19 protein-coding genes and 1 pseudogene are annotated in these 24171 nt (G+C 68.2%); 6 read left to right on the top strand and 14 right to left on the bottom strand.

Translation table 11 applies throughout. The features are described 5' to 3' along the window. Positions 1–142 precede the first annotated feature (142 nt). The 5 genes from ACNAVT_RS26635 to ACNAVT_RS26615 all read right to left on the bottom strand — a co-directional run bounded on the left by ACNAVT_RS26635 (position 143) and on the right by ACNAVT_RS26615 (position 4101). Positions 143–739, bottom strand: coding sequence for a copper resistance CopC family protein (locus tag ACNAVT_RS26635; RefSeq protein WP_416300113.1), 597 nt, complete (start codon positions 737–739; stop codon positions 143–145). 32 nt (positions 740–771) lie between these two features. After that, positions 772–1998 (bottom strand): Dyp-type peroxidase, encoded by a 1227-nt coding sequence (locus tag ACNAVT_RS26630; RefSeq protein ID WP_416300111.1) that lies wholly within the window; start codon positions 1996–1998, stop codon positions 772–774. Continuing rightward, positions 1995–2588 (bottom strand): copper chaperone PCu(A)C, encoded by a 594-nt coding sequence (locus ACNAVT_RS26625; RefSeq protein ID WP_416300110.1) that lies wholly within the window; start codon positions 2586–2588, stop codon positions 1995–1997. Before ACNAVT_RS26625 ends, ACNAVT_RS26630 begins: the two co-directional genes overlap by 4 nt. Positions 2589–2694: 106 nt before the next feature. After that, positions 2695–3453, bottom strand: a complete 759-nt coding sequence (locus ACNAVT_RS26620; protein ID WP_416300108.1) for a zf-HC2 domain-containing protein — start codon at positions 3451–3453, stop codon at positions 2695–2697. Between the two features lie 81 nt (positions 3454–3534). Then, positions 3535–4101 carry a sigma-70 family RNA polymerase sigma factor gene (locus ACNAVT_RS26615; RefSeq protein WP_416300106.1) on the bottom strand — a complete coding sequence of 189 codons (567 nt, stop codon included), beginning with the start codon at positions 4099–4101 and terminating at the stop codon, positions 3535–3537. A gap of 397 nt (positions 4102–4498) precedes the next feature. Here ACNAVT_RS26615 and ACNAVT_RS26610 point away from each other — a divergent pair, with 397 nt between their 5' ends. The 3 genes from ACNAVT_RS26610 to ACNAVT_RS26600 all read left to right on the top strand — a co-directional run bounded on the left by ACNAVT_RS26610 (position 4499) and on the right by ACNAVT_RS26600 (position 7030). After that, positions 4499–4765 carry a DUF1775 domain-containing protein gene (locus ACNAVT_RS26610; protein WP_416300105.1) on the top strand — a complete coding sequence of 89 codons (267 nt, stop codon included), beginning with the start codon at positions 4499–4501 and terminating at the stop codon, positions 4763–4765. A 647-nt stretch (positions 4766–5412) separates the two neighbouring features. After that, complete coding sequence (locus ACNAVT_RS26605) at positions 5413–6561, top strand: tyrosine-type recombinase/integrase (protein WP_416300103.1); 1149 nt, start codon at positions 5413–5415, stop codon at positions 6559–6561. Between the two features lie 223 nt (positions 6562–6784). Next, entirely contained in the window at positions 6785–7030 is a 246-nt protein-coding gene (locus ACNAVT_RS26600; protein WP_120330999.1) for a helix-turn-helix domain-containing protein, read from the top strand. 204 nt (positions 7031–7234) lie between these two features. Here ACNAVT_RS26600 and ACNAVT_RS26595 read toward each other — a convergent pair whose 3' ends face one another. The 6 genes from ACNAVT_RS26595 to ACNAVT_RS26570 all read right to left on the bottom strand — a co-directional run bounded on the left by ACNAVT_RS26595 (position 7235) and on the right by ACNAVT_RS26570 (position 12529). Next, complete coding sequence (locus ACNAVT_RS26595; protein WP_416300101.1) at positions 7235–7837, bottom strand: nucleotidyl transferase AbiEii/AbiGii toxin family protein; 603 nt, start codon at positions 7835–7837, stop codon at positions 7235–7237. A gap of 50 nt (positions 7838–7887) precedes the next feature. After that, the gene (locus tag ACNAVT_RS26590) at positions 7888–8238 is read right to left on the bottom strand and encodes a hypothetical protein (protein WP_416300099.1); all 351 of its coding nucleotides are present in this window, start codon (positions 8236–8238) and stop codon (positions 7888–7890) included. Between the two features lie 337 nt (positions 8239–8575). Continuing rightward, complete coding sequence (locus ACNAVT_RS26585) at positions 8576–9076, bottom strand: hypothetical protein (protein ID WP_416300097.1); 501 nt, start codon at positions 9074–9076, stop codon at positions 8576–8578. Positions 9077–9451: 375 nt separating this feature from the next. Beyond that, positions 9452–10039: a hypothetical protein gene (locus ACNAVT_RS26580; RefSeq protein WP_416300095.1), complete on the bottom strand. Its 588-nt coding sequence runs from the start codon at positions 10037–10039 to the stop codon at positions 9452–9454. Between the two features lie 187 nt (positions 10040–10226). Beyond that, a complete protein-coding gene (locus ACNAVT_RS26575) occupies positions 10227–11330 on the bottom strand; it encodes a hypothetical protein (RefSeq protein ID WP_416300093.1) in 1104 nt (367 codons plus the stop codon). A gap of 614 nt (positions 11331–11944) precedes the next feature. Beyond that, positions 11945–12529: an NADAR family protein gene (locus tag ACNAVT_RS26570; RefSeq protein WP_416300162.1), complete on the bottom strand. Its 585-nt coding sequence runs from the start codon at positions 12527–12529 to the stop codon at positions 11945–11947. Between the two features lie 293 nt (positions 12530–12822). On the opposite strand from ACNAVT_RS26570, the gene ACNAVT_RS26565 reads away from it, so the two are divergent. From ACNAVT_RS26565 to ACNAVT_RS26555, 3 genes are all read left to right on the top strand, one after another. Next, positions 12823–19071, top strand: a complete 6249-nt coding sequence (locus ACNAVT_RS26565) for a hypothetical protein (protein WP_416300091.1) — start codon at positions 12823–12825, stop codon at positions 19069–19071. Positions 19072–19138: 67 nt separating this feature from the next. Then, positions 19139–19738, top strand: coding sequence for a hypothetical protein (locus ACNAVT_RS26560; RefSeq protein ID WP_416300089.1), 600 nt, complete (start codon positions 19139–19141; stop codon positions 19736–19738). Positions 19739–20325: 587 nt separating this feature from the next. Beyond that, positions 20326–20511, top strand: a complete 186-nt coding sequence (locus ACNAVT_RS26555) for a hypothetical protein (RefSeq protein ID WP_416300088.1) — start codon at positions 20326–20328, stop codon at positions 20509–20511. A gap of 298 nt (positions 20512–20809) precedes the next feature. Here the strand turns inward: ACNAVT_RS26555 and ACNAVT_RS26550 are convergent, their stop codons facing one another. The 3 genes and pseudogenes from ACNAVT_RS26550 to ACNAVT_RS26540 form a co-directional block, all read right to left on the bottom strand. Next, positions 20810–22774 carry a multicopper oxidase family protein gene (locus ACNAVT_RS26550; RefSeq protein ID WP_416300087.1) on the bottom strand — a complete coding sequence of 655 codons (1965 nt, stop codon included), beginning with the start codon at positions 22772–22774 and terminating at the stop codon, positions 20810–20812. A 436-nt stretch (positions 22775–23210) separates the two neighbouring features. Next, the gene (locus ACNAVT_RS26545) at positions 23211–23660 is read right to left on the bottom strand and encodes a sulfite exporter TauE/SafE family protein (RefSeq protein WP_416300086.1); all 450 of its coding nucleotides are present in this window, start codon (positions 23658–23660) and stop codon (positions 23211–23213) included. Between the two features lie 112 nt (positions 23661–23772). Beyond that, positions 23773–24036: pseudogene (locus tag ACNAVT_RS26540) on the bottom strand (hypothetical protein); the annotation flags it as partial. Positions 24037–24171 lie beyond the last annotated feature (135 nt).

The following is a 24171-nucleotide window of genomic DNA, read 5'->3' as shown; positions in this document are numbered from 1 at the left end:
GGCCCGGTCGACGTCCGAATGGCGCGAGAGCCGTCCGGGACGGGGTGCGGGTGAGTCTGGCGTGAACGGGTTTCTGGCACGTCAATGCCCCTGGCAGGTGGAGGACGGGCGGGCGCGATACACGGAGCCTGTGTGGTCTCGGTCAGGAGGTGGCGCGGCGTCGCCGCAGCACCACGACCCCGGCAACAACGGCCACGACGGCGATACCGCCGGCCAGCAGCAGAATTGGGCCAGAGCCGTCGGAGCGGCGGGACGAGGCCGCCGGGCTGGCAGATGCGGGGGAGACGGCATCGGTGTTGGCGGCAGCAGAGGCGGCCACGTCCGGGGCGGCACTTGCGGTCGCGGCGGCGGGGTCGGCCAGGGTGAAGGAGTACGAGCCCTGCACGGGGTGCCCGTCGGCTGAGACGACCCGGTAGGCGACGGTGTAGTTGCCGTTGGCCAGCGGCTGGGTGATCGTCACTGTGCCCGTGGCTCCGGTGACGGCGGGTTCACTGGTGGGGACCTTCCGCTGGTCGGCGTCGCTGAGCACGATGGTGGTGAAGGCGGGGTCCAGCTTCTGCAGGAACTTCAGGGTGATCTGCGTCGGCGGGGTGGACAGTCGAGAGTCCTGTGCGGGATTGGCCGCTTGTAGCGAGTTGTGGGCGGCGGCGGGCGAGGCCGGCGCCAGCAGCATCGCAAGGGCGGCCAGCACGGCGGCGACGAGGCCCGCCGCGCTCGGGCGGCGGATTCGAGTGGGCATGACTGGTGGTTCTTTCCTTTGGTTGATGGTGGTCAGTCGAGCAGTTGCTGGCCGATCCAGCCGCCGTCTTGGCAGCCGGGTGGGATGGCGAAGACGGCGGCGCCGATCGGGGTGGTCCACTCGTTGAGCAGGTCCTGTTCGGCCAGGCGCTGTTGGATGGGCAGGAACTGGTGGGTGATGTCGGCCTGGTAGGAGGCGAAGATCAGTCCGCTGTCGGCGTGGCCCTCGGCAGTCGGTGTGCCGTCGTAGTTGTAGGGGCGGCGCAGGATCATGTGCCGGTCGTCGGTGACGTGCGAGCGGGTGAGGTGGGAGAAGTCGGGGATGACGGTGAGCCCGTCCGGGCCGGTTGCGGCGAAGTCGGGCCGGTCGTGTTCGGCGGTGCCGGTGAGCGGGGCGCCGGTGTCGAGGCGCCGGCCGATCGCGAGTTCCCGCTCGGCCCGGCCGAGCAGGTCCCAGGTTTCTAGGTTCATGCTGATGCGGCGGACGACCAGAGTGGTGCTGTCCCGCAGCCAGGCCGGCCCGTCGGGCACCCACACGGCGGTCTCCAGCGGCCCGCCCGGCTTGGGATTGGCGGTGCCGTCCAGTTGGCCGAACAGGTTCCGCTGCGTGTGGCCGGGTTCGGCGCCCGCAGCGCGGCGGAAGCCCTGCTGCACCCACCGGACGGTGGCGAACGGACGGCTGTCCTTGACCAGCACCCGCTGGGCATGAGCGACGGTGAGCGGGTCGTCGGCGCAGATCTGCAGCAGCAGATCTCCACCGGACCAGCGAGCCTGCAGCCGGTCGATCCGGAACGACGGTAGGTCGGCTACCGATGGTGGCCGCCGGTCGTTGAGGCCGGCGGCGGTGTAGAGGCCGGGGCCGAAGCCGAAGGTGACGGTCAGCCGCGCGGGCAGCAGCCCGAGTTCGGGTTCGGTGTCGGCCAGCGCCGGGCGGCCCTGGGTGAGGCGGGCGGCGTCGTCGGAGAGCAGGCGCAACATCCGCCCCAAGGCGGCCCGGTCGGTGCCGGGTTTGAGGGTGAACGCGACGAACGCCGCGTGCGCCTGCGGGGCGGTGGCCACGCCGCCCTGCCGCGCGCCGTGGAACGGCTCGACCGCGGTGCCGACCGCGGCGACCGGGACCGCTTCGCCCGGCCGCGTGGTGGGTTCGTCGGTCCGGGCGGCGGTGACGGCGGCGGCGCCCGCGAGCGCACCGGCGGTGAGGGCACCGCCGGTGAGCAGGCCGCGCCTGCTCACCGGGCGGCTGGTGGGGCGACTGGTCATGCCGCCGGGCTCGGGCTCGTGTCCGGCGTCGGCTGGTCGTGGCCGTGGCCGGGCTCGTAGGTTTCCTGCGCGCCGGTGAACGGCTTGGCCACGGCGGTGAACGCCTGCGTGCGGCCGTCAGCGAAGGTGAGCGTGAAGGTCAGCTCGTCGCCAGCCTTCACCGGCTGCTTCAGGTCCATCATCATCAGGTGGTCGCCACCGGGCTCCAGCACGTGGGTGCTCTTCGCCTTGACCACGATGCCGCCCTGCTTGGGCTGCATGACCATCTTCCCGTCCTTCATGGACATCTCGTGCAGCTCCATCGGCGACACGTCGGTGGCCACCGCGGTGACCGTCACATCGGTGTCGCCGTCGTTCACCAGGGTGCCGAATGCCGCGCTCATGCCATGGTCGGCGGCCTTCACCCACGGGTCCCGGATGCCGAGCATCTCCGTCGCGGCACTCGCCGACGCCGACGCCGACGGGCTCGACTCCGCTGACGGCTGGTCAGACGAGCCGCAGGCAGCGACGCCGACCGTGAGGGATGCCGCGGCGGCGGCGAGCAGCATGACCGGGCGACGAGGCGCGCCGACGACGGTGGTGCGGGACATGGAAGGTTCCCTTCGCTGATGGGGGTTCGACATGTTGGTCGGGCGAGACAAAAGGAAAGTTCCAGCACAAAAGTGACCATTGTCACCAGTCTTCGGCTGGTGTGGGTCAGGCCGCCCGGGAGCCGCGAGTCTGCGCTGAGCCCGAGTACGGCGGGACCACCCGCAGCGGGGCCGCGGCCGGCTCCGCGGCGTCGTCGATGCTCAGGCGCCAGCTCGACCGGTCGCCGCGGCCCCGGGCCGGTGGCCTCTCGGGGCGCAGGCGGGGCCGCGACAGCGCCACCACGATCGCGTATCCCGCGAGGAGGAACCCGTGGCTGACCAGCCGGGCGGTGTCGACCCGGCCGGTGACCAGGTCGTTGACCGACAGCAGCACCAGCGTGCCCACGAACGCGCTCAACATGGGCACCAGCCCGGTCGGCCGGGTACGCCGCGCCGCCACGAACAGGAATCCGGCACCGACCGCGACGTTCCACGCCGCCGACTCGTGCCACAGATGCCCCGAGGCGAGCACACCGGTGTGGTCGTGCCCGCCAGCCGGTCCCCGGCCGATTTGCGCCAACCCCAGTACCAGTTGCAGGGCGCCGAGGAGTCCGAGCAGGCCCCGCAGGGTGAGCACGACCCGCTTGCCGAGACCGTGGTGGGAGGGTGCAGGCGCGGGCAGCGCGGCCAGGATGGTTTCGGCCAGGTCTGGTCCTGGGGCGGTGGCCCTCAGCCGCGATCGCCGCGTTATCGCCGCAGCCTGGTCGAGCCAGGTGCGGCAGCCGGCGCACTCGTCAAGGTGTGCGTCGGCTCCGGCCTGTTCGGCGGCGGTCGCCTCACCGTCCAGTTGCGCCGACAGAACCTCACGCCACTGCTCACACCCCATGTACCGGTAGTCGCTGCCACGGCCGGATTGGTTCCAGGACGCAATGCGTCCCTGGTCACGCCGCCGTAGGTCGGGCCCAGTTCAGCCCGCGGCGTCGCTCGGTTTCTGCCGCCGCCTGGCCGGCTTGGTATGCATGGCGGCAACGAGGTCCTCGCGGGCCCGGGCCACCCGGGAGCGGATCGTGCCGACCGGACAACCGCACACCTCGGCCGCCTCGGCGTAGGACAGCCCAAGGATCTGTGTGGCGACGAACGCCTCTCGCCGCTCCGCAGGCAGCGCCGCGATCAAGCGCTCCAACACCACCTGCCGGTCGAAACCACTGCGCCAAGCGTCGGGGGTGTCGTACGAGTCCGACATCGGCACCGTACGGGGCCGGGCCGACGCCGCCCGGACATGGTCGACGGCGACCCGCCGCGCGATACCGAGCAGCCACGTCAGGGCCGACGAGCGCGCAGCGAACGACGGCAGCGAGCGCATCGCCCGCAGATAGGTCTCCTGGGCCAGGTCGTCGGCCTCGAACGAAGAGGTCAGCGCGGCGAGGAAGCGACGCACACGGTGCTGAGTCGCGCCGATGAACCGGGCGGCCGCCTCCCGGTCTCCACGGCCCGCCGCGAGCGCCCACGCGGTGATGCCCGCGTCATCGGTCACCCTGATACCTCCGTGTCCGGATCCGCCAGCGCGTCGCCGACCTGTCAAAACGACGAGCTGTGGCAATCCCGTGCCAGAGTACGGCACAGGCGGGGGCGGGCGATTCTGCCGCGAAGACCCGGCTAACGGCGGCGAGTTCTACGACCTGGCCGAGGCCCGGCCGGCTGGAGCCAGGGCTACTCGAACGGCCGGGCGGCCTTGGCGCCGGTCGGCGGATGCCTGCCACGGGTCGGCGAAGGGTCATCGGGCCAACACGACCATGATCACGGCGAAGCCGACCATCAGCAGGACGGGGCCAGCGAACACCGCGAACGACAGCCCCTGCGGTGAGCATTGTTGCACTGCCATCGGCGCTGCGTCGGCTGATCCACAAGGATGGGTCAGCGTACGGGTTCGCGTGCGTAGCCGCGTACGACTGACGTGGCCAGTCCGCCGTACCCCCGGCCCGCTGCCCGAGGTCGAAACGATGATCTTCAAGGCGCTGCATGCATACACCGGCGAGGTCGTGCGGTGGATCGAGGAACCCGGCACTGACGGCTCCGAGGTCGACCACCCCGCCCCGGTCCTCAAGCTCGCCAATGCCCCGGCCAAGGACGCTGCCGCCACGCCGGCAACCGGCTCGAACGCTGCGCACCTGGTCCGGTGCGGGGCGCTGGATGGCTGAGTTCTGCGGTTGGGTAGTGACGGGGCTCAGGGTGGAACGAAGTGGTGGTGCCCGCTTGGAAGTGTGGACGCCCGACCTATTGGCGTAACAGGTGAAGGGCTCCGGTGCCAGAACAGGGCCCCGATTGCCAGCCCGGGACCCCATCCCTTCCAGTTAGGGTGGCTGTCAGCCGAGTGGGATGGCGCCGAGAAAGCGCAGTCCGTGTATCGGTTCGTGTCGATCAACCGACACAAACCCCACGTGTGCGGCAAGCGTATCGCAATGGGTAGGTGCAAGTTGGTCGTCTAATCGGCGGGGGTGCACCCCTGTAGTGGGGGAGTGGGTGTGGTGATGCTTGGAATCGTCCTGGCGGTAGCCCCCGTTTACCCCCCGAAAACCCTGGCTCGATGCTGACGAACAGTGACAGGAAGCGATCATCGCCCGGTCGTGTCTGTGCAGCTCAATGCCTACTTTTGGCAATCGATGACAAGCTCGAGACGGCTACGGTTGGTAACAAGGGGTCGTCGGTTCAAATCCGGCCGTCCCGACTGGTTCTGACCAGCGGATATAGAAGATCACGTGTGATCTTGCGGTAACGTCCGCGGTAACGGAGATCGCTTAGCGTGGGCACTGGCCCCCCGATCCCGTTACCGCGGAGGTGCAGCCCCATGGCTGTCTACAACTACCGCCTCGCCAACGGCCAGACCCGCTGGTTCTTCATCATCGATCTCCCGCCCGACGCCAATGGGCGCCGCCGCCAGCACAAGCGGCAAGGATTCCCCAACCAGGCCGCCGCGCTGAAGGCCGAACAGGACGCGCGTGCCGCCTACGGCGGAGCGGACCTCGGTGCCGACGGCAGCGTCGCCGCAGAGCTGGAAAGCTGGCTCAACGAGCGGGAACTGGACGTCCAGGAGACGACGCTCAGCAACTACCGGGACGTCATCCGCTGCTACGTGGTTCCGCACATCGGTGGGCGGCAGCTCTACGCCCTCGACAAGCGGGTGATCCACGAGCTGTACAAGAAGCTGCTGAAGTGTGGCGGCAAGAACGACGGGCCGCTGTCGCCGACCACCGTCCGTATCGTGCACCGGATCCTCATGAAGGCGCTGGGTGACCTGGGGGTCAATGTCGAGGGCGTACGGCAGCCCCGGCAGGCCGAGAAGGAGACGATGGGGCGCAAGGGCGTTTGGACGCCGGCGCAGTCGGCCAAGTTCCTCAAGTACCACGCCGACCACCGACTTCGGGCGGCCTGGGTGCTGGCGATCGTCGTCGGTGCGAGGCGGGGGGAGCTGGCGGGCCTCAAGTGGCCGCGCGTGGATCTCGATCGCGGCGTGCTGCTGCTGCACTGGCAACGCACCACGACCAGCAACGGGGTGGTGGAGAAAGCGCCCAAGGGCAAGAGCAAGCGGGCAGTAGCGCTCGGGCCAGCCCTGGTTGCGGAACTGCGCGCCCACCAGGAGCGCCAGGAGGCGGAGAAAGCAAACGCCGGGGTCCTGTACCACGACGGTGGCTACCTGTTCTGCCGGGAGGACGGAGAGCCGTACTACCCGAAGTACTTCACCGACCAGTGGGCGAAGGCGTGCGCGGATGCTGGGGTGCCCGTGATCGCGCTGCACGACGCCCGTCACGCCTCCGCTACCACCGGCGCTGACGCCGGTGTGCCGGAGCACGTCATGCAGCGGCGGCTCGGCCACGCCGACAGCCGCACGACGCGCGAGGTCTACACCCACGTGTTGCCGGAGAGCGAGCGTAAGGCTGCCGAGCTCATGGAGGCGGTGCTCGGCGACGCAGCGACCTGGTCGCCGAAGGACCGTTAGGCCACCAGCTGGGTCACGCCCGGCCCCAGTGCTGGGGCACACGTTCCCGGCGAGATGGCGGCCCGAAGCCCCGGGCATCGGCACGGTAACCAGCCGCTGTGGCCGTTGCCGTTACCCGGGGCGGTTGCTCTCAGTTGGCAACGCGCCGAGTAACCGGTCGATCGCATCGTGAGGGCTGACGCCGGTACCGGCGTGCTCACGACCTCAGGGGAGGGCGCGGACGATGTCAACCACCACAACTGGCGGGCGCAACCCGGGCCAGGCGCTGGACCAGGTCTGGACGATCGAGGCGGTGCGGGAGCTCGGCGTCACCACCGACGTGGAGACCGCTGGAGCGATCCTGGGAATCGGGCGCACCAAGGCCTACGAGCTGGCAAAGACCAACGAGTTCCCGGTACGCCTTCTGCGCGTCGGCCGGCGGTACCTGGTGCCCGTACCGGCGATTCTCAAGCTGCTTGCCATCGAGTAGTCGACCCGCCCGAGCCAGGCTGAGAGCCCGAGAGGGGGGAACCCCCTGTACGGCCCGGGATCGACCTGGTTGGTGCGCCGACAACATCAAGAGACCGACGGCGCGCACGGTTTGAGCCGGCGCGCCGTCGGTCATCCGTCGGAGTCATTACGGTTCCAGAGCGATGGGACGGCTGAGCCCCTGCCCCTCTGTGGGCCCGGTTGATCAGCGGGGCCAGGCTGCGAAGCGTCGCCGCAGCTGTTCAACGTCGGCGCGAGTGAGCTGGTATGGCACAAATGCCTCGTCGGGCATCCTGTCCAGGCGCCGGCCCACCGCTGGAACGTCCTCGGCCTCAAGTCCGGGGTCAACGCGGCGGGCCATGGCCAGCAGCTGGGCCGGCGTGTACTGGTCAAGCACCGCGGCCACATCAACGTAGTCACGCTCGCGGGCTCGTCCGACGAGCGCGGTGACTTTCCAAGCGAGCAGGTCGGCCAGGTCCATGACCGGGCCGACATCCATCACCACCGGAGCATGCAGCCGCGCCTGACAGGACAGGCTCAGCCGGACCACCTTGTTGCCCCGTCGGATCTCCCATTCCGTCATGTGGTCGTCAAAGCCGTAGATCATCGCCGACAGCTCGCTGTCGTCGGCGACCGGTGTCACCTGGAAACCAGCTTCGAGCAACGCCGTCTGCACGGCCTCGGCCGCTGCGGCGACTCCGTCGGCGCGGTCGGTGAAGGCGTCGATGTCCTCGGTCGGCCGGTCGACGATTCCGTGCAGGAGCAAGGCCAGCCCTCCGCCGAGGGCGAATCCGTGCTGCTTGGCCACGGAGAGCGCGATGCGTGCGATCTCGACGTGCTCTGGGTCGGGGTGGGGCATCAGGCTGCGGCCGAAATCTGGCGCAGCACAGTATGCCGGTCCTCCCACGCGTGGCGGACACCCCGCGGCAGGTAGAGGTCGTTCCATACCCGGATCAGGGTCGGGCCGTCGAGCCAGGCGCAGAGTTCATCAACCCGCACCGCTTCGGTCAGCACGATCTCGTACAGGGCGTTACGCGCCCATTCCTGGTCTAGGTCGACGCGGCGGTCTGGCCGCCAGAGCAGCCGGTGGGGTAGCTCCACGACACCGCTGGTCGGCCCGTGCAGGGCGGCAAGATCGTCTACGACCACGGCGGAACGGCCCGGCCGGGATAGATACCGCCGGGCGGAACGGGTCGGGGTGACGCCCATGCGTCGAGGGTAGCGCCTCGAACGGGTAAAGGCGGGATGGCTGCCGATGCCAACCGGGAGGCCGATCATCGGCGGTCGGTCATCGGCTCGATCCCGGCTCGTCGGCATCGCGACCGCCCGCCCACGGCACCGACGCGCTAGTCGACCCCTGCTACCGGGCGGCGAGCGGCTGGTAACGCTCGATGTGGCCGCCCCTGCACGCTCCGCCAGACGAAACCCGCACATCGCGACCGGCAGGAGCGCGTACTTGAGTGCGCCGCACTCGTCCTGCTGCAGCCGCCGCCGTTACCAAGGATTGCTCGTCGGTGTGCCAGCGTTGCCTCTGCGCTGCGGTGCGTCAGGCACCGAAGCCTGAATAATGGCCTCCGCAGCGACTAGCCAGCGATGACAGTTGGGCGACCCGGGCATGGTGGCTGGGATCGGGTGGCAGATCGGAAAATGCGGCCGCTATCTGCCGGCCGTTCGAGCGGGTCCCGTCTTCGATCGGTTGGAGGCTGACCTCACCACCGAGAACGGCCAGTGCCGCTACGCAGGCATCGACTGCCTCGTCGGGGACTTCGAGGTAGTAGATGGTTCGGCGCGGCATCGGCTCGGGGTAGTCGCCGTATTCCTCCGCCATCGCCCAGTGCATGCGCTGGCAGAGGTCGGCCAGTAGGGCGTTCAGTTCACCGGCCGAAGCACCTTCAGGCAACGGCCCGTGGTCGGTGAGCCGATCGACCAGGCGACGTACCAGGTCCGGCGGAAGCTCGCCGGCCAGGAGATGGCCATGCACGATGACGAGCACACCGAAGATCGCCCCAAGGTCAGACCTCGGTAGTGCTCGGGTGCGCGGCTCCACCCGCATCACGCTACCGGCCTCGGAGCTTCCGATGCAGGCACCGCAGTCGACTGGCAGGAGCGCGTATTCGATCGGTGCGAGTTCTTTGCCACCTGGCCGAACGTAGTCACTGGCCGTTGTTAGTGTTCGTCCGCCTGCGCCAGTGAGGAGGTTGTGGCGGGTGGTCGAGGTGTTGGAGTGGTCAGGTCCGAGGCCCGTGTTGCCGGGGCGGGTCCTGCTGGCGGTCGGGTACCGGAACACGGCGCCGGCCGATTGGCGCCTTCAGCGAGGCGGTAGGCGCGGTGAGCGGCCAAGAGCGGGCGCGCGCACGGCGGCAGAATGACCAGCTAAGTACAGGGTTGCTCATCGATGCCGGCAGTGCCCTGCTCGTCGCGGCTACAACCCGCGGGCGGCTCCTTGACCGCTCGCCGTAACGGACCCGGCAACGCGGTGAACGAGTGTCTGGGCTGGTTGGCCCGTCTGCTGCCTGATCAGCGAGCGGATCTCCTTCCGGAGGGCGGCAAGCTGGTCACCGGGCACCTCCCGAACCTCCGCGTAGCCGTGCTCACGCACCACGTCGGCGACCTTCTGCGCGACGACCGGGACTCTGCGGTCGACCGCTGGCGCGGGGAACAGACGGTCCATCAACGTGAGACACCGTCGGCACGTCGGCGCGAACGCCGGCTCCCGGTACCTGCTCAGCGTGCCGCCGTCACCGCCGACCATTAGCGCCCAGGCCCGGCCGCACATCGTCGTGTGCTCCCAGATCGGCTCCCGCAGCGGCTCGACGTCATACCGCCGCCCGACTGCATCCCGCTCGCTGTCTCCGCCCGTGAGGTAGTGGTCAGGTACGGCACCACGCCCCGGCACCGTCGGCTTCTGCCGTCGTACGAGGTGCACAGCATCGCCGCCGCTGACCGCCGCGAGAAGCTGGACGGACTCCCCAACGGTGATGACGATCGGTCCATGCAGGCCGTCACGCATGCCAGCAGTATGCCCGCCCCTCCTTACAGGACGGCCAAAAGCGAGGCTTGCTGGGCCCCAGACACGCTGCCGTCGGGCTCGTCGAGTCGCCGACGCGGGGGGTCGGAATCTGCCGTTGTCGCCGGCATGGCACAACCTTCCCCGCCTGACAGCGTGGCCCGACCGCCATCGCCGCGAACGGCAGGAGTCAGCCATCCACCACGGTCGCGGTGCTCTTCTGGTCGAAATGAATGACGAGCGGAATGAAAGAGGTGCGGAGGGCGATACCAGGCTGGCGATCGGGAGCGCCGCCGCCGGGCGGTGTGGTCACTGGATGCCGTATGCCCACGACCGGGTCACCGAGCAGTTCGTCGGGCGTAGGACCCAGCAGAGGCTCCGGCGCCGGATGCGGCGCGGTGCGACGGCCGGCGAAATGACGCTCGGCCGCGATGTGGAACATGGCGGCATGAGTGCGGGCGAGCATCCAGGTTTCGGCCAGCAGCGCCGCAGGCGGAAGGTTCAGGGTCGTCATTTCCAAGCCCTGCTTGCGGCCTGCGGCCCTCGGACGTGATAAATGCGCCACCGACAATCCGTCGATCAGGCTGTGGGTGCCTGAGCCGGTCAGAGCGCTGAGGGACATCGTCTCATCCGGGTCCGGGCCGTTCTTGGTGAATATCGCCAACAGGTCGTTGCGAGCGCGAACTGCCATTCCGTGCTTGATCTTGTTGTAGGCGGCGTTGAGATCAATGGGCTCGCTAGGGAGTAGTAGAAGCATTGCTCGCTGCAACCAGGCCGCCATGACGTTGAGGGCGGTCGTGTTTGCTTCATCCGGCGGGCTGGTTTGCGCAGCGGAGGCTGGTAGCACCAGCTTCCAGAAGGTGGCATGGCCATCATCGCTCGACAGGTGTGCGGAAGCCTGATCAACGAGGGTCGCGGTCTGGGTCGGGCCGTCACACAGCGCGCTCCACACACAACGTGGCGCGCCAGCCGGTGAGGGTGCCACCGCCAGTGCGTGGTAGAGCCGCACTAGAGTCTCGGCGGCGTGGTGGCGGGCGGCGAACGCCTCGGTGGCCACATGTAGGTCACGGTCAGCGTCGGTAAACGATGCGGCATCCGACTCGTGACCGGCGCCCAACCCGGCGATGCACGTCGCCAGGCGGTTCGACTGGCCGGCCGCTGGCACGTCGGCGGACGTTAGCAGCGAGGCTATTCGAGCAGCCATATGCGCCAGCGGTCGGGATCCGAAGAACTCGTCATCCAGCGCCACTGCCTGCTCCGCGGTCAGCGTTTGGCCTTTCGGCTGGGTGAACACCCCTACACATCTCCTTGTACGCAGCACGATTTCGCCAACCGTTGTACCGCCGGGCATCGTTTCCAACAACCTCAAATTGACGGCTCGCATTGGTTGTAGCGACCGCTGGCAGTGGGGCGAACAGCGCAGCACATCTCCCTGTCTCAGAGCATCGGCTGCTATCGGATCGATCCGCTGGCGGCCCGGCGCGGTCGCGACGGCCCTGGGCTGCGAGGGGATCCTTGCGCGGGTCCGGAGTTGCTGCGTCTGCTGCGCGGTGCGGATCCCATCCCCGGCTCGGTGACGCGCCCGCCACGGTCACGGCGGCATCACCCGATCCGACGAGCCTGGCCGCGATAGCGCGACAGGTGCTGACCGAGCGCCGGGCGGGGCCGCACTGACACAGGTGTCCACTGATCGACGAGTTCACGAACCGAACGGCTGCATCGACAGGGTCTTCGCGAACGCCGACCTGATCCACGCCTCAGCAGCTACCGTCGTTGCCCAATGGGATAGAACGGCCGGACCGGACTTGGGATGTGCAGGGCCTGATGGTCACCCGCAAGGTCGTGCCGGCCATCTACGTCGGCATACCCGGGTGCTCTTCTGGACGGCAGAGACCATCGGTACCGAGTTCAGCAGCACTCGCCGTTGGTGACGTCCTGGCGTAGCCGATCCCGGGTGTCCATGAGAGCGAAGCCGAGCAGGTTGAGCCCTTGCCAGCGGGCGGGGTCGCTGACGTGGGGGTCGTCGGCTGCGAGTCCGATGCCCCAGATCCGGTCGGTGGGGCTGGTCTCGACCAGGACCCGGGTGCCGGTGCCGAGCAGGTAGGCGCGCAGCTCGGGGTGTTGGCCGAACTTGGCGAGGTTGCCGTCGACCACGATGGTGTACCGGTGGGCCTCCCAGACGGCTTCGTCGAAGCCTCGGACCTGCCGTCCCAGGGTCTTGGCCCAATGCGGGTGGGACGCGGTCAGGATCTGCTCGGCGACGACGTTGTCGCCGAACAGCATCGCCTTGGCCCACATCATGTAATGCTCGGCGGTGCCGAACGTGTGCCCGTCGACGGTAAACGCGGCTGGCCACCACTGACTCAGACAGCCGGCACCGACCCCTCCGCCGCGTGGCGGTTGATGCCCCCAGAAATGCAGGAACTTTACCCGGCCGCCGGCGGCCACGAGGTCGGTCAGCTCAGTGACGGTACGCGGTCGCACGGCCGTCAGTCTTGCGGAGCACGCGCCGGGTCGCAGCCGAGTTCCTCACGAGCGGTGCGCCCGACGCAGCGGCAAGCGTACGGCGGTGCTGATGGTGGGCACGGAGCTCGTCGCGCTGAGGCCTGAGGACATGATGCTGCGCCGTGGCTCACATCTCGTGGTTCGCGATGGTCGGTGTGCGTGCGATCCGGTTAGCCCTGACGGCTACTCGTTTCCACCGCTCCATCAAACCGAGGGAGGGGGAACTCAGTCGCGGCCGGGGAGGCGGTAGTGTCGGCAGCCTGGCCTAGGCTGGGACGACCATGGCGAAGACAGACCTGCTGCGCACGAGCCGCGATGGCGACCAGTTCCATTACCACTGGGCGGCGCGTCGGTGCTTAGCGCTCTTGCCGCCGATGGCTCCGCTGACCGCCGTGGCGATCGAAGGGGCGTCGGCAGAGGAGTTCACTGGCGACGACGGCATCGTCGCAGGTGAGCAGGTTATCGACATTGCGGAGTACTTCGGGTCTGAGCAGCTTCCGGACGCCGACCGTGTGGTGTACCGCCAGTTGAAGCACTCCACTGTCCGCGACGGCGAAGCATGGACGATGTCCGAGCTCAAGGGGACGCTGAGCGGCTTTGCCGAGCGGTTCACAAAGCTGCGGGAAACGGACGCCTCGCTGTTGGACAAGGTCAGTTTCCGGCTCGTGTCTAATCGGCCTGTCGGCGTGAAGGTCAGCCAGACGTTGGAAGACCTTTTGGCGGGCAGTGCGCCACGGCACAAGTCCCAGATGACACTGTTGCGAGGTTACCTCGGCATCGAGGACGACGCGGTTGCCGCGGAGTTCTGCCGTCTGGTTGACCTTGGTAGCCCTGAGCTGGGGCTGGCGGCGTTGAGCTTGGACTTCGAGCGCAGGGTCGGTGACTACCTGCCGGGAGTGCGTGGTGACGCCCCGCTTCGCCTCAAAGAGATCGTGTCGCGGCGGGCTACATCGCTGGAGGATTCGAACTCGATCCGGCGATCAGACGTACTGGTAGCGCTTGGCGCAAGTGAGGACCAGCTTATGCCGGCTCCTTGCCGTCTGACGCCGGTCGCGAACCGACTGGATCGGGAGCAGTTTCGCGCCATCGCTGATCAAATCGTGAGGGCTCAGGGGCCGGTCGTCGTACATGCGGTCGGCGGGATCGGTAAGTCCGTGCTGGCTGGGTCACTTGGAAGGCATCTTCCTGACGGGTCTGAATGCGTCACGTATGACTGTTTTGGTGCCGGCGGTTATCGCCTGGTCAGCGAGCTGAGGCACGAGCACCGGCAGGTGGTGCTGCAGATCGCGAACGAACTCGCCGCTCGTGGGCTCTGTCAGCCGTTGGTGCCTTCGGCCAGCGCCACCGCAGCGGACTACATGCGGGTCTTCCTTGATCGGGTGGCGTCCAGCGCGACTGTGCTGGGGGCGCGGCGCCCCGACGCGCTGCTGGTCATCGCGGTGGACGCGGCGGACAATGCCGTCACTGCAGCGCAGGAGTTCGGACATCGTTCGTTCGTGCCTGACCTGCTGCGGGAGAAGTTGCCGGCCAATGTGCGGTTGGTGATGTTCGCGCGCACCGAGCGAGTCGCGTCGCTGGAGGCGCCGTCAAGCACGCTGCGGATCGAGTTGCGTGGGTTCGACCTGGGTGAAAGCGGTGCCCACATGCGGGCCCGGTTTGCCGACGCGGCGGACGCTGACGTGGCGGAGTTCCACCACCGCACCTTCGGCAATCCGCGCGTGCAGGCCACGGCGCTGGCCGACACGTCCAGCGCCCCGGCCTGCCTGCGGTCCCTTGCCCTGGCCGGGGTGCCGGACGCGGCCGGGGTGCTTGATGCGGTGATCGCGAGATCGGTCGGGAAGGTCCGCGACGAGCGGAAGATGACGACCGGCGAGGTCGACGGCATCTGCGAGGCGCTGGCCGCGCTGCGGCCTCGGGTGCCGGTGCAGGTCATTGCCGAGCTGTGCGACGTCCCCAGCGAAGCGGTCCACAGCTTTGTCAGCGATCTCGGACGGCCGTTGCTGATAGAGGGCGGCTGTGTGCAGTTTCGCGACGAGCCGACCGAGACGTGGTTCCGTAGAAACCACCGACCGGCGGGTCGCCGGCTCGACGGGTTTCTCGAGCGGCTTCGGCCGCTCGCCGACCGGCACGTGTATGCGGCGGCGTCGTTGCCTCAGTTGCTGTGGGAGGCCGGACGTCTGGCCGATCTTGTAGATCTGGCGGTGGACGGTGCGGCCCTGCCCGCGCTGAGCCCGCTTGAGCGGGCCGAGATCGAGCAGCAGCGGGTTCAGTTCGCGCTCAAGGCCGCGATGAAGCAGAAGGCCCGGGCGGCGGCGGTGCGGCTGGCACTGAAGGCGGGCTCGCTGTCACTGGGTCACACACGGCGCCGCGAGCTGGTTAAGGCCAACACGTGTCTGGCCGGTGACCTGCTCGACGCGCAGTCACTGGACGAGTTGGTCGCGCGGGGGCCTCTCGGCGAGGACTGGCCGGGTTCGAACCTGGCCTACGAGGGATGCCTGCTGTCGTCTGCCGGTCAGCGTGATCTTGCGCGTAGCCGCCTGCGTAGCGCCATAGAGTGGATCGACGGGTGGTCGAGGCTGCCTGAGTCGCTGAGCCGACAGCACCGGCTGGATGGGTCCGACCTCGCGCAGGTCGCGCTGGGCCTGGTCAACACTGATGGGATTGAGGCCGCAGTCGCCTATCTCGGCGGCTGGCAACCTGCAGAGGTCGTCTACCGGGCGGGACGTATCGTGACGGCCGGTCTCATCGAGACCGGTCGTGTCGAGCAGATAGCCGATCTGATCGTGGCCGCCGAGCCCAGCATGCCCATCCAGCTCGCAGCCCTCAGCCAAGCCGGAAAGTTCGATCTGCCCCTGGACGCCTCGGCTGCGCGGGCCGCGCTGGCGATGTTCGAGGGGCATTCCGGGCGTATCGGTGTGGCTGACGGCGCGGACGCTTTCGGCAGCGACTTCGATGCCCTGTGGGCCGCCATCGCTTTCGTGACGGCTGCGGCGTCCCTTGGCGTCGCCGAGCCGCCGAAGCTGGGGAAAATCTTGAGTCTCTACCTGCCGAGCGTGCCACCCAGAGGCATCGGGGCGACACACGGGACGTCACCCGACGTGCTGCTGAAGGCGTACGCGCTCAAGGCACACCTAGAGGGCCGCGAGCTCACCGACCGAGATCTCGCCCACCCCGACCTGGTCAAGAAGCTCGACAAGCAGAATTACTCGAACTCCCGTGACCTGGAGGAGTTTAAGCGCAACATCACGCCGTCGTTGCCATGGGCGAGTCTGTGGGCACGCGTCGCCAGTTCGCCCGACGACGTCGAGGAGGAATTCGAACAGCTTGCCGCGAGCACCTACAGCCGTAGCGTCAGCGACTACCAGACACCGCGGCTGATGCTGGCGTCAGTGGCACGGCTGTCGGCGCAGATCCTCAGCCGCCGACACTACCCCACATTGATCATGAAGTACGGTGCCTGGCTGGAGACCGTCTGGGGCTACATGTTCTGGCCGACGCTGATCGACGTCGTCCGGCACAGCGCCCTGTCACGGCACATGGACGACGTCATCTTCGCCGTCGCAGGCCGGTTGGACGAGCAGGTCACCGGGGCCCACGTCGCCGCCAGCGAAAAGATCGACACGTTCGCCGCACTCGCCAAGGCGATCCGTCCGGCCATGTGCGCCGAGGCGAAGGCCTACTTCGGCCGTGCGGTGGACACCGCCGACAAGATCGGCGACGACATCATGGACCGCTGGGCGGCGATCAACGCACTCGCGCGGCGCGCCGGTGACCTCGGGGAGGACCTCGAACGGGCCTACCAGGTCGCCAGGACATTCGAGGCGCTCAGCCCCTACCTGGAAGACGCCGCCGACCACGCTCAATGCATCCAGACGGTATCGTGCTTCAGCCGTCGATCTGCGGTCGCGATCGCCGCCCGCTGGCGCAGCCGCCACTTCGGACAAGCTGACCTGGTGTTACGGCAACTGCTGGAGCCTGGTCACGGCCTGGCCGAGCAGGCCCCGCTGGCGGGCCTAGCCCTACTGCCCCTCGCCGAGACGTCCGACGTCCGCGCGGCCCTGCAGACCGCACTGGAATCCGGGTCGGCCGACCCACAGTTGCTCTTCGACACCGCAGGCGACTACGACCGCATCGACTGGCATTCCGTCGAGTACTTCGAGCACTTGGACGAACTCGCCGGACGGCACGCCGTAGACCTGTCCGGCACCGGCTTCGCACGAGACGCCCGCAAAGACCGACCCGTCGACAACTACACCGCGACCCACCGGCACAGCATGTCGTGGGGCGTCTCCGATTCCACGTGGAAGACGCGCAGAGCTCCCGACCTGGCAGAACTGGCCGCGATCGACGTGACCTGCGCTGCAGGGCTTGAGCAGGCCCGCCGACTGTGCCTAGACCGCCACCGGAACCTCAACATCGACGACCTCATCGACGCGGTGCTCGCCACCGCGTCACGCAACCTGCACGAAGCTATTACGACCTTCGCGCTGAACCCCCACCTGGGCGCGTACGCACACGGCAAGCTGCTCGAAAAACTCGAGCACACTGCCGGCCTGCCGCGTGCGGCGAGAGACGCCGCCCGTGAACTGGCCACAACTGCTGTCAGTCGGTTCTGCGACGAGATCCTGACACGCAGGTACCAGTCCTTGTCGATCGAAGTATTGAACCGTGTCACTGGGCAGCCGGCGCAGGGCTTGTACGACACGGCGTTGGCGGAACTCGGCGCGCGAAATGGCCTGCTCGACTCAGCGGCCTGCTTCGCACTGGTCAACAACACCGCGAAGTGGCTGCCACCCGCCGATGCGCGAGAAGCCTTCGACCAGGCCGCAGATGAACTCGACTACCTCATCGATCCCGCGACCGCCGACGGCCCATGGCGGCCTGAGCTGACTCCTCCAGAGGACCTGCGCGTCTGCGCCGCCGGGTACGTGTGGTCGGCGCTGGCCGACCCCGACGACCGGACCCGTTGGCTGGCCGCGCATGTGGTCCGCCTGCTCGGTCGGCTGGGTGCCGAGGCAGAACTCGGTGCTCTCGCCGAACTCGCCGACGCCGCGTCCCCGCAGCCGTTCGCTGACAGCCGCATGGCCTTTTACGACCAGCATGCCCAGTTGTGGCTGCTCATGGCCCTGGAACGGCTCGCCGTCGACAACCCGGCGAGCCTACGACCCTTCGAGGCGCAGTTGCGGCGGATGGCACTCGGCACGCACACCCATGTGCTGATGCGAGAGAGCGCGTGCCGAGTACTGGACGCGCTCGACCGCCACGGGCTCATCGACCTGGACAGCGACGAACGCGCCCGTCTGGCGGCACGCAACAAGCCGATTAGCAAGATCCCAGCGACCCGAACACGCCGCAAGCCTCTCGGCTCAAGGTCGCGCGGGCGGCAGGAAGGTGCTTACCGCTTCCACTTCGACTTCGAAGAGCACTGGATCGAGCCGCTCGCGCGCTGTTTCGCCATGGACCCTGCAGAAGCGGTACGTATGGTCAGCGACGTGATCACCACACTGTGGGGTCTCGACGTTCGCGAGGGCCGCGTCGAGGACCTGCGCCAGAGCCGGGGACTCTTCGACCGGCAGAAGACGTTCTACCACAAGTACGACACACCGATTGTTCACGATCTTGACTTCTATCTGAGTTTCCACGCGCTGATGACCGTGGCCGGTCAGCTCATCGACACCAGACCCGCCCGCGACGACCCCGACAGCTTCGACAGCTTCCCCGATTGGCTTCAGCGATTCCGTCCGACGCGCCCGGACGGCCGCTGGCTCGCCGATCGCCGCGACCCGGTGCCCGCTGATCGGAGCACGCTGTCCGACGCGGCATACCGCGACGGCGCCTGGACACAGCCGGTCACGTCGGAAGACCTCACCGCCCAGATCTTCGAAGCGGAACCGGGGATGATCACCGTCTGGGAATGGTCCGAGCAGAACTACCACGACAGCACCGAGATCGTCACGGTAGAAAGCGCCCTCGTCGAGCCCAACCGCTCCAGTCACCTCCTCGCCGCCTGGCAGGTGTCCGCCAGCAGCTACGACTTCCGGGTTCCGACCGCAGGAGACGACTGCGAGATCGATGTAGCTGGCTACCGCCTGCTCGGCTGGATCAAGGAGACGGACCTGGTCGGCGGCCTGGACGAGCGTGATCCGCTGGCCGGCGGCGTCAAATACCCCGGCCCCCGGCCCTCGGGTGAGGCCTGTGCGTGGCTGGATCTGGGCTCAGACGCCGACCAGAGGCTCTGGCATCAAGACGGCCGGGCCATGATGCGCTCCTACGTGTGGCGCGATCTTGTAGATCGCGACGCCAGCCACACCACGGGCAGCCAAGGTCAGCGGCTCAGCGCGACAATCGAAAGCCTGCGTCTGCTCACTGATGCCACGAACATGAACGTGATCTTCAAAGTGACTATCGAGCGGCGCAGACCCGCCACCACGGGCGACAAGGCTGAATCAGATGACCCAGCAAGCAGATACACCGAACCCGATTTCAAAGTTGTCGTCTTCGACGGCCGCAGCGGGTTCGTCGAACTTTGACCAGGTTCTCGCGCTAGGCAGGGAACTTGCCTCCACGCTGGACACGCACGACACCCTTGGCCGGTGGATGGCACAGTATGTCGCCGACCTGATCACCCGTGCGGAGCACGCACCAGCGGGCCCCGAGCGTGAGGAGCTTCGCAGGGAGTGTGCCCGCGAGGTCCTGCGACTGTGGAGCCACCGCCGCGCCATTAGTAGCGACGAGCGTCCCATGGCGACATACGAAGAACTACACCGCGCCCTCGCCAGACTCGACCCCGAGGCACCGCCGTGGGCCTTCTACCGCAGCTTCGACGCAAAGAACGCACCCACCCCCGAACAAGTCGCCTCCAACGCGCTGCTGTCCACGGCGCTGGCGGTGGAGAGCGCCGCACGCGACGTCGTTCGCTCTCTCGTGTACGGCGCCGCGCAGGTGGCGTCGACCAAGGAAGCCAAATGGGTGAAACTGGCCAGAAAGCTTCCCGACGACGAGTTCTCCTTCCTGAAGTCATTGGACGACCTGATGGAGTCGGGCGTAGACGACGACGAGGAGGCCGGGGCCGACACCGCCGCCCCCGACGCCCGAACGCTCAGGGATCTCAAAAAGCTGACTGCGGCGTGCGAACGCGCGCAGTCTCTGCTCATGCAGTCCCGCGGCGACCAAGAGGAGACCAGTCAGGAGTTGTAGCCGATGCCCTTCGGGATCCAAATCTCTTGGCTGGCTGGGGACAGATGCAGTCGCTGCAGGACCAGCGGTGGGGATCTTGTGGAGAGCGCCATGCAGCGACCGTCCCCGCCAGGCCGGCGCTTCGGCCGCGATGAGTTGGTTGGCTTGGTCTGGATGGGCTGGCAGGGCAAGTCCTTGACCGTTCGCCGTAACGGACCCGGTAACGGCGAACGCCCGCCGGTGGGGGAGTGGCTGACATGGGATGGCATTGGGACGTGATGCGTAATGTCGTTGTGTCCGGGTATGCGGATGTATCGAGCTGTTCTGGCATGGCGTGACAGGATCGTTGTAAAGCTGGGGGTCAAGGGGTCGTCGGTTCAAATCCGGCCGTCCCGACCGGTTGACCTGGGGAGATGGAGATCTCCCCAGGTAACGGCGGTAACATCCGGTAACGGATGATCTTTGATGGCAGTAACCGCGCTGCGGATTGGCCGTCGGTCCTCCTCGCGTTCACCCGCTCCGACCTGCGGCTTCACGCCGATCGCGGATGCACCGGCATGTTGCTTCCTTGATTTCCCATCAAGCGCTGCCCGACGGTAGCTGGCCCGATGGCCCGCACCCCCGCTACTGAGAAGCCGGCCGCTTCGACCGGAATCGGCTGGGCCGGTGCCCTACTACCTGCAGTACCGCAACGTCCGTACACGGACTACGTCGACCGGCTGTGGTACCTGGTGGAATGGGCCGACGTCACCGCCCGCTTCGATGCCGCCCGCGCCGCCACGCTGAAGCTCTGACCGACATGACCGGTTCCCATCGCGGCGGACCTCGCCGGCGCGGAGCCACTCGTCGCTTCCTTCGACTCGGCGTAGGCCCGCGCCCTTGGCTTCGACCTGCTCGCCGGCCTCGCCCTCGGGCTCGTCCGCGGACCGGGATGTTCGGGTCGGCATTCCTCGTGTGATGGTCGGCTTAGCTAGCGGAGCGGCGGCGCGGGGCGCTGGTGTTGTGGTAACCCCGTGCGCGAAACGCTGCCCTACCTGCCCGCGCGACCGGCCGCGTGATGGTTACGCGTCGAGGGAACGCTTCCCGGCAGTGCTATTCCGGATGGTTGGCCGTGCCATGCCCGGTCTGGAAGGGCGTGGTGATGCCCGTGTAGGCCAGGTGCAGGATCATTCCGTTGGCGGCGTGCTCGAGGTTGTGGCAGTGGTCCATCCAGATCCCGGGGTTGTCCGCCCGGAACGCCACCCGGTAGGTCTCGCCTGGCCCGACGTCGAGGGTGTCGACCCACCACGGGCTTCCGGTCGTAGGCCGGCCGTCCCGGTTCAGCAGCAGCATGTGATGGCCGTGCAGGTGCATCGGGTGGTGCTGGCCGCTGCGGTTGACGTAGGTGACCTCGACCAGGTCACCGGGGGAGACCATGAGCATCGGGACGTCCGGGAACGACCGGTTGTTGAGCGTGTACCGGACCGCCGGGCGGCCGTCGTAGAAGCCGAGCCGCTCGTCGACGCGGAGCGTGAAACGCCGGTCGAAGTGGCTGTCCGCTCCGAACGGTGTGCCGGCGGGGGTGCCATATCGGGCGGGGTCCAGCACGGCCGGCACCGGGCTTTCGCGGCCTGGACCGGCGTTCCCGTCGGGGCTGTAGACGATCGTCGGGCCGTCTGCGCGTAGGACAACCGGCTGGTCGGGCATGGTGAACGCCAGATCGTAGCGGGCCCCGCCGCCGACCAGGATCCGCACCCCGTTGAGGATGTTCGGTTCGTGTACGTCGGTGCCGTCGATCGCGACGACCCGCAGCGGGGCGCCGGTCAGGGTGAAGGTGGCGGGGTTTCCGTCGGTGTTGACCAGCCGTAGCCGTACCTGCCTGCCGGCCGGCACCTGTCGCCGCTGCACGGTGGTGGTCACGCCGAGGGTCGCGACGCCGTCCTCGTCGACCCAGGTGTGCCGCAGCGCCGTCTCATCCACCGTGTCGCTCTGCTCGGGCGCGTCGGCGGGCAGGACCACGAACGCCCCGAACAGGCCTCGACGTACCTGGATGGATGACATCTCGTGGGAGTGGTACCAGTAGGTGCCGACCTGCGTGGCCCGGAAGCGGTACACAAAACGGCTTCCTGGTGCGACGGCGTCCTGGGTCACCCCGGCCACACCGTCCATTGCGTTGGGCACGTCCACGCCGTGCCAGTGCAGGGTCACCCCGACGCCGGGTAGCCGGTTGACCAGCGTCACCTCCACCAAGTCCCCCTGCCGGACCCGCAGCTGCGGGCCAGGAGCGATGCCGTTGAACGTCCATGCCTCCACCCGCTGGCCCGAGTCCAGCTCGACCATGGCGGCCTGCGCGGTCAGGGTGAACCGGCGTGCCGGAACGCCTTCGGTGTCGGTGCCGGTCAACGTGGTCACACTGGCACCGCCGTGGTGGCTGTGGCCGATCATGCTGCCGCCGCCGATGTCGACGGGGCCGCCGGCCATGCTGTGGCGTGCCGGCAGCTGGCTGGCGGTTGACCATGCGACGAGGACTGCGGCTGCTACCGCCAACCCGAGAGCGCCCTTGGCCGGGGTGCGCCACCAGCGGCCGGCTGGCGCCCGGTCTTTCCGGGTCCGCCGCCTCGCCGATCCCAGCGCGGCAGCGCCCATCACTCCCACTCCCGTCATCGCAGCGGCTCGCAGACCGGCCAGCTGCGCCGCGCTGGCCACCAACACCCCACCTACCGCGGCCGCCACCGCCCAGTAGTCGCCGGGCCATGGGGCTACCCGCCACTTACCGCCTGGCGAGCGCAGCATCGGGCGCACCCACAACCAGAAAACCGTCACGGCCACCACCAGCGCCGGGCCGGCGAACGCCAGCCTCGGCCCGGCGAAGTCCCACCCGTTTGGCAGCAGTAGCAGAGCGGCGACGACCCGCAGCGCAGCACCGCCGAGCAGCAGCCCAAACAGCAGGCGCCACACCCGTGAGGGCCCCGAGCCCTGTGAGGCCGGCACATGCATCACGACCCAGCCCGCTGCCACGGCGATGGGCATGGCCAGCAACGCGGTGACCATGTCCGTGTAATGCACCCACAGGAACACCCGTCACTCCCGACGTCCACGCGCGACCGCTGCCATCGGGGACCATACCGGCCTTGGCACCGTGCGGGCTCCCGTCCCGGCGCGCGGTCGCGGTACCGCGTCCGCGACCGCGTGCGCTTGCCTGATCGCTCCGGCTGACAGGTATTACGACGCGCGCTTGCAGATGATCCGCCTATCCCTGTAGTTGATCGTCGGCTGGTAACCGGGATGGGAAGCCTTCGCGTCCTCTGCCGGGAGGCTGTGTTGACCATGTGGGGCTCGTAAAGCCGGTTCGGCTACGCTGCCTGCGAATACTCGTTGATCAGCCCGCCGAGGATCGGGCGCCGTCGGATCCTGGCGGCAGTCAAGTCAGTGACTCCCACTGGCAGCCGTGCGTATTCGCTTGGTGCGAGTGCTTTGGGTTGGGCTGGTCCATGGTTACTCGGTGGAGCGGGGTTTACTCCGTGGTCGAGTGTCGCCAGACCTTGATCGAAGACAGGAGTAGTAGCGCGGCCAGGCCGGGGACGAGTACGGCTTCCGGAACGACTCCGAGGAGCAGGCCGCCGAGGATGGTACCGGCGATCGAGCCGATCGCGAGGGTGATGACGAGCCGGGTGTGCTGGCGTAGGACCTTGAAGCTGCCGTCGCGGCTGTAGCGGGCGAACGCGACGATCATCGTCGGTAGTGACACGGCGAGAGAGAGGCTTCCGGCGATCTTGATGTCGGTGCCGAACAGCAGCACGATGGTTGGGATCAGCAGTTCGCCGCCGGCGACTCCCATGATGGCGGCGACGACGCCGATGAAGAACCCGGCCACGACGCCAGCGACGACGACAGCGGCGGCGGGCATCGCGAGGTGGTGCAGCGTGCCGACGTGGTTGGCGAGTAGCGCGGCGGCGATGAGCACGAGCAGACCGGCCAGGACCCGGTAGAGGGTGGCTGAGCGCATCCGGGTGGCAGGTGGCGCCGGCCCAGGCGCCGCCGAGGCTGCCAGCGAGCAGGTTGATCACGATGCTCCAGTGTGGCGTCAGCGTCGCCCAGGGCACTGCGCCGAGCCGGGCGGGCAGGGCAGTGAGGACCACGACCAGGCTCAACGCCTTGTTGACGATGACGGCTTGGAGCGCGGCGAAGCTGAACAGCATGATCAGCAGTGGGAGACGGAACTCGGCGCCGCCGAGGCCGATCATGCCGCCGAGGATCCCGACGGCGGCTCCGCCGGTGAAGGCCAGGGGTAGGGATGCGCGGACGGTGCGGTGCTGGACGGTCTGCGTCGGCGTGCTCACAGACGTCACCCTATGGGTGGCGGTGGCCCGGCCTTGTCGATGTTGATCACCCGAAGCCGCGCGGGTGCGTCCTGCGCTCGTGGTGAGCTGGCAGGCGTGTGGTGCGAGTGCTGCGGCGGTGAGGCCGCAGCAGTC

It is taken from the genome of Micromonospora sp. SL4-19, assembly GCF_047921475.1.
GTDB lineage: Bacteria > Actinomycetota > Actinomycetes > Mycobacteriales > Micromonosporaceae > Micromonospora.
Note: the sequence above shows the minus strand (reverse complement) of the source record. Positions and strands in the feature narration are given on the sequence as shown.

Excerpts from the sequence above, each read along its gene's own strand:
- ACNAVT_RS26630 (WP_416300111.1), bottom strand. The coding sequence starts at position 1,998 with ATGACCAGTCGCCCCACCAGCCGCCCGGTGAGCAGGCGCGGCCTGCTC.
- ACNAVT_RS26560 (WP_416300089.1), top strand. The coding sequence starts at position 19,139 with ATGGCACAGTATGTCGCCGACCTGATCACCCGTGCGGAGCACGCACCA.
- ACNAVT_RS26625 (WP_416300110.1), bottom strand. The coding sequence starts at position 2,588 with ATGTCCCGCACCACCGTCGTCGGCGCGCCTCGTCGCCCGGTCATGCTG.
- ACNAVT_RS26580 (WP_416300095.1), bottom strand. The coding sequence starts at position 10,039 with ATGCGTGACGGCCTGCATGGACCGATCGTCATCACCGTTGGGGAGTCC.
- ACNAVT_RS26635 (WP_416300113.1), bottom strand. The coding sequence starts at position 739 with ATGCCCACTCGAATCCGCCGCCCGAGCGCGGCGGGCCTCGTCGCCGCC.
- ACNAVT_RS26605 (WP_416300103.1), top strand. The coding sequence starts at position 5,413 with ATGGCTGTCTACAACTACCGCCTCGCCAACGGCCAGACCCGCTGGTTC.
- ACNAVT_RS26590 (WP_416300099.1), bottom strand. The coding sequence starts at position 8,238 with ATGGGCGTCACCCCGACCCGTTCCGCCCGGCGGTATCTATCCCGGCCG.
- ACNAVT_RS26620 (WP_416300108.1), bottom strand. The coding sequence starts at position 3,453 with ATGGGGTGTGAGCAGTGGCGTGAGGTTCTGTCGGCGCAACTGGACGGT.
- ACNAVT_RS26565 (WP_416300091.1), top strand. The coding sequence starts at position 12,823 with ATGGCGAAGACAGACCTGCTGCGCACGAGCCGCGATGGCGACCAGTTC.
- ACNAVT_RS26555 (WP_416300088.1), top strand. The coding sequence starts at position 20,326 with ATGGCCCGCACCCCCGCTACTGAGAAGCCGGCCGCTTCGACCGGAATC.
- ACNAVT_RS26600 (WP_120330999.1), top strand. The coding sequence starts at position 6,785 with ATGTCAACCACCACAACTGGCGGGCGCAACCCGGGCCAGGCGCTGGAC.